We start from the raw sequence: 12,306 nt of genomic DNA on the forward strand, positions 1-12,306 counted from the left end.
TGAGAATTTCTAGAAGTTAAAGTTTGAAGCGAGAATTTGTTCAACTGAATACAGCCTTTTTGCAGAGAGCCAGCTTGCTGCTGCGTCCATTCAAATTCGTCGTCCCAACTGAGCAGCTTGCTAATTTTTCCGATTCAAGGCAATCCTATCTCGCTTCCAGTCCCGTTCAAGCTCGTATCATAGCGATCGCACCCTTCACAGCATTTTTCTGATGCAGACGATCGCAGAAATTAACGAGAAAATTCAGCGGCAGCAGGCGATCGTGTGGACGGCGGAGGAACTGAAGGCGCGAGTTGCCGACTTGGGGATCGATCGAGCGGCGGCAACCGTCGATGTCATCACCACTGGAACGTTTGAGCCGATGGAGTCGTCCGGTGCAATCTTGAACTTGGGACAGACCGACCCGCCGATCAAAATTCGGCAGTGCTGGATTGATGGCGTTCCGGCCTATGCCGGATTTGGAGCGGTGGATTTGTATCTTGGTGCGACGCAGGTGGCCGAGTATGCGAGCGATTTGCCAGAACTGGAGGAGCGGGAAGCGGCAGCGCGATCGCGCAGCACTCCCGGAACGGCATCGATCATTCGGGGCGGCGGTCATGTCATTTCGGATTTGATTGGCGGCAAGTCGGTTCAGCTTCGCGCATTGGGACAGCCGACCGACTGCTATCCGCGCACCTCGTTTGAAACGACAATTACGCGCGAGACGATCAATCAGTTTTATCTGTTTAATCCGCGCAATCTTTACCAAAACTTTATTGTTGGTGTGAATGGAGGCGATCGCCCTTTGTTCACCTACCTTGGTCCCTTGCAGCCGCGCTTGGGCAATGCCGTCTACTCGAACCCTGGTGCGATTTCACCGCTGTGGAACGATCCGGATTTGCAGCTTGTGGGCATTGGTACGCGCATTTTTCTAGGAGGCGGCGTTGGCTACATCGCCTGGGAAGGAACGCAGCATTTCCCGCTGCAAAAGCGTTTGTCAAACCGCACCCCGATCGGCCCTGCCGCCACCGTTGCCCTAATTGGCGACGCCAAGCAGATGAATTCGCAGTGGGTGCGCGGCTGCTATTTCAAAAGCTACGGCCCTTCACTGATGCTGGGTGTGGGCATTCCGCTGCCAGTTCTCAATGCAGAAACGATCGCCCGCTGTGCCGTGCAAGATAGCGATCTGGTTGCTCCGGTCGTGGATTTTTCAATTCCGCGCCGTGTCCGACCTACGTTTGGATTGGTGAGCTACGCGCAACTGAAGTCTGGCCGCATTTCGATCGAAGGTAAACCCGTTCGCGTTGCACCGCTTGCCAGCATCGCGCGATCGCGGCAGGTAGCAAGCGAACTGAAGCAGTGGATCGAGGCGGGCGAATTTTTGCTGAGCGAACCCGTTGCGCCTTTGCCGATCGATCGCCAGTTTCTCGCACAAGACCGCTGGGGCGCACAAATTACGCTGGACTATGACGAATGAGCAGGCGCTACGCAAACCCAGCATTGGAACAGTTTGGACAGCAAATGTAGTGCCCCTGCCAGCGAATTGGCCCCTCGCCACATTCAGGACAGAAAAACGTCAACGGGACGCGATCGCGCCGCGTCGGAACGGCATTGCCTCGCTTGCGCTGACCAGGTGCAATTGGTTCAGGCATGAGTTGCTCGCGATCGCCACGTGCCGCCATCTGCTGTGCTTGGTCAAATGTCCAGCGCGGCTGCGGCTTCAGGGTTGGCACTTGGCGAAACGCCGTCATGATGGTGCTGTCTTGGGTGAGCGTGGCGATCGTGCTGGCAATGACTTTACAGCAGCTTGCGGGCGACTTGATCACCTGCGCTTCACTTAGGCGAATTACGATCCAGCCGTTTGCCAGAAACCACTGGTTCCGCAGTTCATCTTTTGGACAGTCGCGGTAGTGCAGGGGCAAGCGCGTATCGTGCGTGTACGGTTCGTCAATCTCGATATCGATGTGGAGATTCGTCGCCGGATCGATGTAGGCAAAATCAGGGACGTAGGGCTGTGGCCGCTCAGGGTTGGGAACCATCAGCCCCGCGTGAATTTTGCCAGGGAAATAGCGGCAGAGTTCTTGCTCAAAAGCAGCCTCCGATCGCCCCCGACGCGGCTGGACGTGAACGCCGATCGGCTCGACTGCCGCAGACCAATCAGACGGAATTAAAACAGTTGGAAATCGCTCCATACTGTTCATTCTGGCAAACTAACTCGATCGCCTTGTGCGCCCGGAGAGACCGAAGCAAAACAAGCGCGATCGCAGCAGCTAGAATTCCGGCTCTTCGCACACGGTCAAGACGGTCGGCTGGCACTGGCGAATGTGTACTTGAATATCGCGAGCGCCTTCGCGCTGCAAATCTTCCACATAGCCAGAGTGCGCGTCTTGCGCTTCTTTCGATCGCACAAACGGGCCAAAATAGTAGGTGCAGCGCGGTTCGGCTGTGGTGATCTCAACCCACCACTGTTTGCCGATCGATTGCAGCAAGCCCGTGAAGAATTCTTTGGTAGCGGTTAACAGTTGCATCAGCAGTACGAGAGTATTGCGAGAAACCTGTCCTAGTATTCAACAAACTTAACAAATCAGCATAGAGCGATCGGCAGTAGAAAACCGCAATCGTCGCTACTGAATGTCAATTTGTGATGAATAATTTACAGAAAAGCCTGTAGAAGCACTGTTCTTGGTTGTAGCTTGCGATCGCTCCAACTGCTATCAATCTTCAGGAAAACATTGGGATCAAAAAAGGGACACACCGCAATGTGTCCCTCTTAACAGAATGGTTGGCCTTACGCTTCCGCTGCGGGCAACGCTGGCGCTGCACTGGGCGCAAGTCGATCGATCCCCTGCTTCACCAAGCCCTGCAAAAAAGCGAGTCGCTGATTAGCCTGGAAGACAAGCTTGAGCTTTTCGCCCAGTCGATCGAGTTGCAGTTCTTTGGCAGGCGTTGCCGTCCAGCTTTGCTCCTCGAAGTATTCCACCAGCGTCAAGCCTGCGATTCGCGTTAGGTAGGCAGCGCTGACACCTTGCAATGTTCCGCCCGCCACATAGGTCAAAGCGTGACTCTTGAGCAGCGGCGCGATCGCCTGGGAGGAAAGTTCCACCAGTCCCAGCTTGATCATGAGGCTGGCGATCGCGCTGGCGGCAGCTTTGGCTTGATCGATCGTGAACGACTGCTTGTAGATGCCACCAATGTCGGCAATCAGTTGCGCGTTGACGGCAGCAGTTGCCAGCAGATCCAGACTGGGCATCGGATTGGCAAAGGCGGCGGCGGCGGCGATCCACTGCGCCTGCTCGATCAGCGGCAGGGTGCGATCGCGACGCAGCAAGTTAAGCTCGGCAATCACAGACTGCTTGAGGGCGGTCGCCTGTCTCTGCACCGTCGTATACACCAAGGGTTGACCTTGAGCGGTGAGAACCTGCGCTAGTCGTGTTGTCAACGGGGCAAGATCCGGAGCGGGCTGTTCCTGCCGCTCGATCGTCGTTCCGTCCTCTTGTATCTGACGCACCTTAAACGGTGCAGGATTAGCGGCGATCGCCACGACATCTTCAGGCGCAAGAAAATCCTGGACGCGCTGGCGGAGCTGCTGAAGAACAGCGGGGCGATCGGTTGGCAAATACTGGTCTTGCTTGTTGAAAACGAGCAGGACGCGCTGCTTTTGATTGACCCACTGCTGAATCAGTTCAAATTCCGACAAGGTGAGGTCGCCTGCTGTCACAAACAGCAGCAGATCGGAATTTTGGGCGACTGGAGCAATGATGGCCTGAGCGCGATCGCTAGTTTCAGTAAACAGCGCAGGCGTATCGGAAATTGAAAACTGCGTCGGCAAATCTGCACCCTTGGGCAAGGCGGACGCGACAAGCTGCTGCTTCAGCGCAGTTTTGCCCGAACTCTTGCCGCCAACCAGGGCGAAGCGAATTTCATTGCGATCGAGTTCTTGCTGAAGCTGAGCCAGTTGCGATCGCAGCGGAGCAAGCTTGAGACTGTCGGCAGCTTCGGTATTGAGATGATCTAAAACGGTTTCGACTTGGGCAATTGCTTGTTCCACTGCTGTGCGATCGATCGGCTGGAGGCGAGCAGAGAAATCGATCGGCTTCTGAGTTTGCTGCTTGAGCCACCAGAAGCCAGACCCGATCGCCACTGCGCCCCAGGTAATCAGGCTGCTCCAGTGGCCGCTGGCTGGATGCAGAATTTCGAGTAGTCCAATGCTGAGGCTCAGCCCTAGTCCTCCCACCAAGATGGGTTTGCGTAATGTGAATGGCATAGTCGTTCCTACTAAGATCGTTCCCATTTGTGAGCTGCAAGCCGCCTAGACTGCCGAAAAAGCTTGCATTCAACTTTATTGTAATTTTTTGTGCTTCTACCAGGCTTTCGAGAAAGCCGAACGCAACAAAACAAAACCTCCAAGCCGTTTAGCTTGGAGGTTTGCGATTTGGTGGCGGGGAGCGGATTTGAACCACTGACCTTCGGGTTATGAGCCCGACGAGCTACCAGGCTGCTCTACCCCGCGTCACTTGTTCTAGTATAGCAAGCTTTTTTGAACTGTGTGCAGTTTGAGCAAGAAATTTCTGGAACTTTTCTAAGGAAGCGATCGCCCCCCTAGAGCATTGCCAGTTCTCCCATTACATCTAGCCGCTTAAATTTGCCTTGCGCCATAAAGGTTTCAGAAAGCGATTCAGACACGGCAGGTGTAATCCAGCCCATCTGCTTAAGAAGCTGAACGGCAGCAGCGTATTTGGCACGTTTCGCACCATCTACGACTTTAATTGCGAGTCCCAGTCCTTCCCCGACCCGCCCGATGCACTGCACGCCTTCGGCTCCCGACTTGCTGACCAGTTCGCCATCGGATAGGCGCATCAGTTCAGTATCGAATTCGCCTTCACCTGCGACCAGTTGCGGATGGTGTGTCATCGCCCGCACAATCCGCTCCATATCCAGACTGTCTCCAGAAGCAAGCTGGGCGTACAGCGTTGCCATCTGACCGATCTGCAAAAAATAAGTGGGTGCGCCGCAATCGTCGTGGGCACAGATGAATTCTTCAGCGGGCATCCGCAGCAGTTCTGCTGTTTTGTCGAGGATCAGCTTTTGAACCGGATGGTTGCGTTGAAGATAGCTGTTTAGGGGTAAGTTGCGCTGCTGACAGACCGCAAGCATTCCCGCATGTTTGCCAGAGCAGTTGTGCTGAAGCGGGCTGTGCTTGCCTGCCGGAATGGGACACTGCAAGGCAGACGGATCAACATCTGCCCGCCACAGAATGTTAAACACCTGCCGCACCTGCTCGATCGCCCCGTGATGTGAGCTGCACATGATCGCCAAGTCGCGATCGTTGAGTCCATAGCGCTCGATCGTTCCAGTCGTGGTGACGGCCAGGGCTTGAAACGGCTTGAGTGCCGATCGCACAAATGTCGCCGTTTCTGCGCTGCCTGCAACGGACAGCAGCCGCCCGCGATTGTCACAAACGGCAGCTTGCACCGAATGTTTCGATTCAACAATGCCTTCGCGCAGCAACCGGACTTCGAGTTCTGCGGCGGATGTACGTTTTCCCCTAGTCATGGCTAAGACTGTGCCATAGGTTCGGCACAGGAGGCAAGTGTGGTGAAGGTCAGAAGGTGTAGGTTCAGGAGTCGCCAGTTCCTATGCAAGGAGGTACCAGGCGGCAGCGACGCTGAAGAGCAGCAGAGTGAGAAAGCCGAAGGTGCGCTTGAGGCGAGCCAACAGCGGCTGAATTTCATAGGTGACGATGAGGCGATCGCGCTGAAGCACTTCGGCGGGTTTCGTCCAAATTTGACCGTCATACCAGCCCGACTCTTCGTAAAAAATGTTTTCCTTCAGCAGGCGATCGCGCACGTAGACCCAGCCGAGATACAAGCGCAGCAGTGCCAGCGTTGGCAGCAAGCTTGCACCCAAGGCAGCACTGAGCAAAAATTGCAGCGGATATTTGGCGTAGGGAAAGCTGGAGGCGGCGACGGGAGCGGCAACAACCCAGCTTAGCAGCCACAGAATCGCGATCGGCTTGATGTAGCTTGGCAGTTCCAGCGTTGCCCAGCGAAAAAACCAGGATTCTTTCAACCCCTGATATTCATTGAGCGGCTGCTGTTCAGCAGGAACCGGGCAGACAGGCGCAGAAGATTTCATGGTAGAACTGGCGAGAACCGAGCGTGTTTTCCTAATTTAGCGAAGGACGCTGCCAAAAAGATAGCGATCGTAACTTTCTTCGTATTGAACGGGTGTCGGAGATTGGCAAGAAGGCGATCGATCGGATTGCAACACTAACAAACTCAGCAGCTTCGTTTCGCGATCGGGTTGATGTATGAACGGATATGCTGATCTGTCCCCAGATTGAGGGAGCGATCAAGCTGTCTGACTACGCTAGACAATAGCTTTACAAACTTTTTTTCAAAACCTGCGGGTTCATTTACCCGTGCCAATTTTTACAAGCAGCGGAGTTTCCTATGGCAACGAACGGACAGTACGCCAAACCGCGTGTCGCCATCTTGATCGAACAGAAGGTCGAAGATGTCGAATTTCAAATGCCCTACAACGCCTTGAAGCAGGCGGGAGCCGAAGTTGTCGTCTTAGGTTCACGAGTCAACGAAGAATACAAAGGCAAGCAGGGCGATCTCAGCATCAAAGCTGACGCCACGCCAACCGAATCGCGAGCCAGCGATTTTGCTGCGGTCATTATTCCGGGCGGCATGGCTCCTGACAAAATGCGGACAAATCTGAAGACCGTCCGGTTTGTGCAGGACGCAATCGCGCAAAACATCCTTGTCGCCTCGATTTGTCACGGCCCCCAAGTTTTAATTGAAGGCGATCTACTGCGTGGCAAAAAAGCAACAGGCGTTCGGGCAATTCGCAAGGACATGCAAAACGCCGGGGCCGATTACGTCGATGCACCGATCGCGATCGACGGCAACCTGATCACCTCGCGTCGTCCGGGCGATCTACCGATTTTCACAACCGCCATTCTTCAGCACTTGGGCTTGAGCGTTCCAGATACCACGCTGCCGGACATCCAAAACTTGGATGCAGGCTGGTGGAAACTCGGAGAGCAGTGGGGCGGTTCATCCAAAAGCGAGATTGTATCGGGGATCAACACGGCACTTGCAGGCGAACGCTACGGCAGCGAAGCCTTTGAGCGCTACGCCGATCAGATTCAAAACGACGAGGCGCGAAACGTGCTGCGCGGCATTCGCACCAACAAACTGCGCCACGTGCAGATGCTCGAACAGCGTCTTTCCGTTCTTGGTGAATCTGAATCGCTTCCGGCAGCGGCCAGCGGAGCTTATGCAGCGCTGAAAAGCTGGCTGCAAAACAACAGCAGCGATACGGAAATTCTGCGGCGGGCGTTGGGCGATCTGCAAACGGGCATTGTTGATACGGACAATCTCGTCGTGAAATTCACCGATCCGGCGACCACTGAAATCTTTTCAGAAATGGAAGTGACGATCGCCCAAGACGAACAGCACATCGCAGATATCTACCATCGTTTGATCTCCAGCGGTGAAGTGCGATCGCCCAAGCCCAGCAGCAATCCTTCTGTCACTGCGTAAGGAGAATTACCGATGCAAAGCCGACAAGACTACTCGCCCTCAAGCTGCTATCCCAACTATGTCGGTTGGCAAGTTGTCTTGAGCTGTCCTACCCGAAAAGCTTTGAACTGCAAGGAAGCCGTTCATACTCCTGTCCATCACCGTTAACTGCTATGACAAGTTCTAACGTTCCCTCAAATCAACCAAACGACGCTGCTTCTGAAGGCTCGATGAGCGAGCAGGAAAAGTGGGCATCGATCGTGGGCGGCGGCGCAATGATGCTGCTTGGCCTCAGACAGCGATCGCTGCGCGGCCTTCTCACTGCGGTTGCAGGTGGCGGACTCGCCTACCGTGCGGCCACCAGCGAAAAAAGTTTGCCGGAGGCGGTTGCCGATGCAACAGGAATTAATCAGCCCGTGCGCGTCTCCAAAGCTGTCACGATCAGCAACAAGTCGCCCGAAGAACTGTACAGCTTTTGGCGCAAGCTGGAGAATCTGCCGACCTTCATGAAGCATCTAGAGTCCGTCACAGAGCTTGACCAGACGCGATCGCACTGGGTTGCCAAAGCGCCGCTGGGTCAGTCCGTTCAGTGGGATGCCGACATCATCGGAGATATTCCCAATCAGTTCATCGCCTGGGCATCGACGGAAAATGCGGATGTGGAAAATTCGGGCTTTGTGAAGTTTGTTCCGGCTCCGGGCGATCGCGGCACCGAGGTTCACGTCACGATGGAATATAAAATTCCAGGCGGACAAGTCGCGGCAACGCTGGCAAAGCTGACCGGTGAAGAACCGGAAGTTCAGCTTACCGATGAACTGCACCGCTTCAAACAACTGATGGAAGCAGGCGAAATTGCTACCACCGAAGGTCAACCTTCAGGACGCAAATAACTTCGACAGGTCATCTTTTTTGATGGCCTTCTCCCTTCTTTTCTATTACTTGAAATTCAAAATCATGATGATCAAAATGATTGACTGGGCAGAAAAAGCTTGCCGTGCGATCGCCACAATTGCCATTTCGATCGCTCTCGCGGTCGGATTTGCGATCGGCTATTTTGCTCCGGATGCCAGTGCCAAACCCGCCACGCCCGAAGCTGCTGAATACGATGTGCAGGGCGATGATTATCAGGTGAACATCCGCAGTGAACGCAGCGACGCGCCGATCGGCAGTCCGGATCTAAACCGCGATATTCAAAGCAATATTCAAGATGCGATCGACAACGTGCGCGAAAAGCTGAATCTCGATCAGCCACTTTATCCCGGTACGAAAGAAGTGATCGAAGATGTGCGCGAAGGCGTCAGCGATGCAGTTGAAAGCACGCAAGATGTGCTGACAGGCCAGCCCTAATTTCATGTGACAGGGGCGATTTGCAAATTGCCCCTACCGAAATTTCTATTCATTCAACTTCAAGAAATATGAAAGCAGTTTGCTGGCACGGTGCGAAAGATGTGCGGGTTGAGACCGTGCCCGACCCGAAGATTTTGAATCCACGTGATGCGATCGTTAAGATTACTTCAACCGCGATTTGTGGCTCGGATTTACATATTTATGACGGCTTCATTCCCTCGATGCTCTCTGGCGATATTTTGGGGCACGAGTTCATGGGTGAAATCGTTGAACTGGGCAGCGGAATTCAAAATAAACATTTGAAAGTAGGCGATCGCGTTGTCGTTCCGTTCACCATTTCTTGCGGCAATTGCTTCTTCTGCAATCGTGATTTGTGGTCGCTTTGCGATAACTCAAATCCAAACATTTATGCCGCTGAAAAAGTTGCAGGCTACTCTCCCGCCGGACTGTTTGGCTACTCACATTTGTTTGGCGGTTACGCAGGCGGACAAGCTGAATATGCTCGCGTTCCATTTGCCGACACTGGACTATTCAAAATTCCCGACCATCTCACCGACGATCAGGTTTTATTCCTGACTGACATTTTTCCCACAGGCTACATGGCAGCCGACAACTGCAACATCAAGCCTGGAGATATTGTGGCGGTTTGGGGCTGTGGTCCGGTTGGATTGTTTGCAATTAAAAGTGCAGTTTTGCTAGGAGCAGAACGGGTGTATGCGATCGATCGCTTCCCCGAACGATTGGAAAAGGCGAAGCAAGCAGGCGCAACTGAGGTTTTCAACTACGAAGAAGTCGAAGTGGGTGAAGTTTTAAAGGAACTCACGGGCGGACGTGGTCCCGACGCTTGCATTGATGCGGTTGGCATGGAAGCGCACGGAACTGACGTAATGGCGGCTTACGATCGCGTCAAGCAAGCGGTTCGACTGGAAACCGATCGCCCCACCGTTCTCCGTCAGGTGATTGTCGCCTGCCGTAAAGGTGGCGTTGTTTCACTTCCGGGCGTTTATGGCGGCATTTTGGACAAAATCCCGATGGGTGCAGCGTTTAACAAAGGCTTGACCTTTAAGATGGGACAAACCCACGTCCACAAATATCTCAAGCCGCTGCTTGATCACATCGAGAAAGGTGATGTTGATCCTTCGTTCATCATCACGCACCACATGCCGCTGGAAGAAGCACCTCACGGCTACGAAATCTTTAAGCACAAGAAAGATAACTGTGTGAAAGTGGTGCTGAAACCTGCTGCTTAGTGCGTTTGAAATGTAAGCAAAAAGGGGGCGATCGAAACATGCGATCGCCCCCTTTTTTAATCCGATAATGCCTTCCGAAAAGCTTGCCATGCTGCACGAGCTTCTGGATTAGAAGGACGGTCTTTTTGCAGCACAACAACGCCATCGCTAAAGCCGACAATTCCATATTGTTGCTGTCGCATGAAGCGCGGAATCAAACGCAAACTTGCCTCTAATAATTCTTGATCGCGATCGAACGCCACGCCATATTGCTGCAACTGCCACAAATCTGCGATCGCATATTCTACTGAAACGTCCTGCCGCTGATCGTTTCGATAGTTGAGAGCAGGAAATCGAATGATTGCGCGGCGTCCAGATAAGTGCGGAACCAGATAGGTTGTAGCTGAAACACTCGCATCCGGTGGAATCAGTTTCAGCATCGATCGAGCATGGGCAGCGTGGCTCCACTGCTGCGGTAGCGAAACATGAACCCAGGGATCGATCGAGTCAGGAATCAAAAAAGATAGCGTCCGATTTGGATTTGAAGTAATCGTAAAAATTAGCGACAAAATAATGCAGCCAATCCAAATCTTTTCAAGTCGAGGACGCAACAAATTTGGATGTCGTTTCCACCACAAAATCGTGCCGTAAGCCAAACCAGGAAAAACAGTCATCGCATAGCGAATGTTGATGCCGAACACCGATTCACCTTGTGCGAGAAACTGTTTGAGCAGCGGCGCACCTGCGGCTAACCATGCTTCTGGGGCGATCGCAGGTACAAACATAAGCGGCAACCACTGCCCCAAAAGATATCTCAACGTATCCCAAAACGGCGTGAAGATTTCAATTAAAACTAAACCGGGATTGCTGATAATTCCCCAGATAATTTCGATTGTTGAGGCTTCATCTCCTTCCGCATATTGACCGAAGCGTTCAATCATAAATCGCCGCGAAATATCTTCAGAGAAAATCGGCATGATCAGATTGGTCAGCACAATCATGTAGCCGAAACTCCAAATGCATACGAGTAATCCTAAGCGCGGAAAACGGCGAGTTACTGCTAGAAAAAAGCCGATACTAAATAGGATGACGCCAGAATCTTCGCGGACAAAAGGAATGAGAATAGCAAGAAGGGTGAACAGCCACCACCAGCGTTTTTCGATCGCCAGCAGCAGCCCAAACACATACAGCGGAATCTGACAAATATCATGAAAATTATTCAGCGTCGGTCCCAAAATTGTATTCGCGCCGTAATAGCTTGCCACGATCAAAGTAGACAGCCTTACCGATAAATGATGTCGCGCCAGAGCATACAAAACCAATCCTGCTGCCGTCACTAAAACAACTTGTAAAACTGTCAGCGTTACGGGTGCAGGAAACAGTGCATACAGCGGCAACCACAGCAGCAAAGCAGGTGTGAAATGCTGTCCTAAGCGGCGATAAAACACTTCAGGAATATCGCCATCATGCACGACGTTGGTAGACAAATTGGACGAAAGCGAACTTTGGAACCAGTTGCCGTGCAGATTATTCCAAAACACCTGATTGAAGATGCCTTGATCGTAAGACGCATAGAAGGTGTAGTAGCGATGCAGCGTCAAGATCAGCGCGATCGAACCAAACGCGATCGCCAGCCAAACCGCAACCGGAACGCCAATTTGTTTACGCCAAGTCATCGGAGAAAGGAAATGCAGCAGGTAGGAAGAACAAATCTTACTTTCCCATGTTCCCGCCTTTTTTGAAAACGATAACTGTAATCTTCATGTGAATAATCAAAAAATATGGCACGATTCGCAAATCGCTGGCACAGTTCTCTGAAGCCTGAACTTTCCTGCTGGTACAGCTTTCGGCGTTTTTAGCTTTTTTACTCCTAAATCTAGGCGATTCGCAAATTGATGGCGCAAAAATACTATTTTTTAGTAGAAAAATCGTTCCTGGCAAAAATTTTGGTGTTTCGGCGTTCGCAAATCGGTGGCGCAAAGTCTTCGATCGCTCAAACTTTTGTCCTGAAAGCTTTTCAAGCGTCGCTGTATTATGACTTTGACACAAATTTCGCAAAAGCCTGATTTTCGCAGAAATTGCTCTATCAAATTTTTATCAAATCAGTGAGGTGGAACCCTAAAACTGGACAGGTGAATAAGCTACACGCTTCCAACCCATGCTAGGAGTGGTTTATGAGCCAAAACAAACGCAAGCAGCATAGCGCCCAGTTCAAATCC

Annotated in this window: 11 protein-coding genes and 1 tRNA gene; 5 read left to right on the forward strand and 7 right to left on the reverse strand. The window is 52.5% G+C overall.

The genetic code is table 11. From position 1 onward, the window contains the following. Positions 1-211: 211 nt before the first annotated feature. Positions 212-1,456 (forward strand): homocysteine biosynthesis protein, encoded by a 1,245-nt coding sequence (locus H6F67_RS24000; RefSeq protein WP_190769162.1) that lies wholly within the window; start codon positions 212-214, stop codon positions 1,454-1,456. 7 nt (positions 1,457-1,463) lie between these two features. Here the strand turns inward: H6F67_RS24000 and H6F67_RS24005 are convergent, their stop codons facing one another. The 6 genes from H6F67_RS24005 to H6F67_RS24030 all read right to left on the reverse strand — a co-directional run bounded on the left by H6F67_RS24005 (position 1,464) and on the right by H6F67_RS24030 (position 6,114). Beyond that, entirely contained in the window at positions 1,464-2,171 is a 708-nt protein-coding gene (locus tag H6F67_RS24005) for a hypothetical protein (protein WP_190769163.1), read from the reverse strand. 78 nt (positions 2,172-2,249) lie between these two features. Then, a complete protein-coding gene (locus H6F67_RS24010) occupies positions 2,250-2,507 on the reverse strand; it encodes a DUF1816 domain-containing protein (protein ID WP_190769164.1) in 258 nt (85 codons plus the stop codon). A gap of 260 nt (positions 2,508-2,767) precedes the next feature. Continuing rightward, a complete protein-coding gene (locus tag H6F67_RS24015; RefSeq protein WP_190769165.1) occupies positions 2,768-4,243 on the reverse strand; it encodes a DUF697 domain-containing protein in 1,476 nt (491 codons plus the stop codon). A 169-nt stretch (positions 4,244-4,412) separates the two neighbouring features. Further along, positions 4,413-4,489, reverse strand: a tRNA-Met gene (locus tag H6F67_RS24020). 89 nt (positions 4,490-4,578) lie between these two features. After that, entirely contained in the window at positions 4,579-5,532 is a 954-nt protein-coding gene (locus tag H6F67_RS24025; protein WP_190769166.1) for an asparaginase, read from the reverse strand. An 81-nt stretch (positions 5,533-5,613) separates the two neighbouring features. Further along, positions 5,614-6,114 (reverse strand): CGLD27 family protein, encoded by a 501-nt coding sequence (locus tag H6F67_RS24030; RefSeq protein WP_190769167.1) that lies wholly within the window; start codon positions 6,112-6,114, stop codon positions 5,614-5,616. A gap of 317 nt (positions 6,115-6,431) precedes the next feature. Here H6F67_RS24030 and H6F67_RS24035 point away from each other — a divergent pair, with 317 nt between their 5' ends. The 4 genes from H6F67_RS24035 to H6F67_RS24050 all read left to right on the forward strand — a co-directional run bounded on the left by H6F67_RS24035 (position 6,432) and on the right by H6F67_RS24050 (position 10,108). Continuing rightward, positions 6,432-7,532 carry a DJ-1/PfpI/YhbO family deglycase/protease gene (locus H6F67_RS24035; protein ID WP_190769168.1) on the forward strand — a complete coding sequence of 367 codons (1,101 nt, stop codon included), beginning with the start codon at positions 6,432-6,434 and terminating at the stop codon, positions 7,530-7,532. A gap of 152 nt (positions 7,533-7,684) precedes the next feature. Continuing rightward, a complete protein-coding gene (locus H6F67_RS24040; RefSeq protein ID WP_190769169.1) occupies positions 7,685-8,401 on the forward strand; it encodes an SRPBCC family protein in 717 nt (238 codons plus the stop codon). A 64-nt stretch (positions 8,402-8,465) separates the two neighbouring features. Beyond that, the gene (locus H6F67_RS24045; protein ID WP_190769170.1) at positions 8,466-8,858 is read left to right on the forward strand and encodes a hypothetical protein; all 393 of its coding nucleotides are present in this window, start codon (positions 8,466-8,468) and stop codon (positions 8,856-8,858) included. A 68-nt stretch (positions 8,859-8,926) separates the two neighbouring features. Then, positions 8,927-10,108: a zinc-dependent alcohol dehydrogenase gene (locus tag H6F67_RS24050; protein WP_190769171.1), complete on the forward strand. Its 1,182-nt coding sequence runs from the start codon at positions 8,927-8,929 to the stop codon at positions 10,106-10,108. Between the two features lie 56 nt (positions 10,109-10,164). Here the strand turns inward: H6F67_RS24050 and H6F67_RS24055 are convergent, their stop codons facing one another. After that, positions 10,165-11,763, reverse strand: coding sequence for a DUF2079 domain-containing protein (locus H6F67_RS24055; protein WP_190769172.1), 1,599 nt, complete (start codon positions 11,761-11,763; stop codon positions 10,165-10,167). Positions 11,764-12,306 lie beyond the last annotated feature (543 nt).

This window comes from Microcoleus sp. FACHB-1515 (assembly GCF_014696105.1).
Taxonomy (GTDB): Bacteria; Cyanobacteriota; Cyanobacteriia; order Elainellales; family Elainellaceae; genus JAAUTJ01.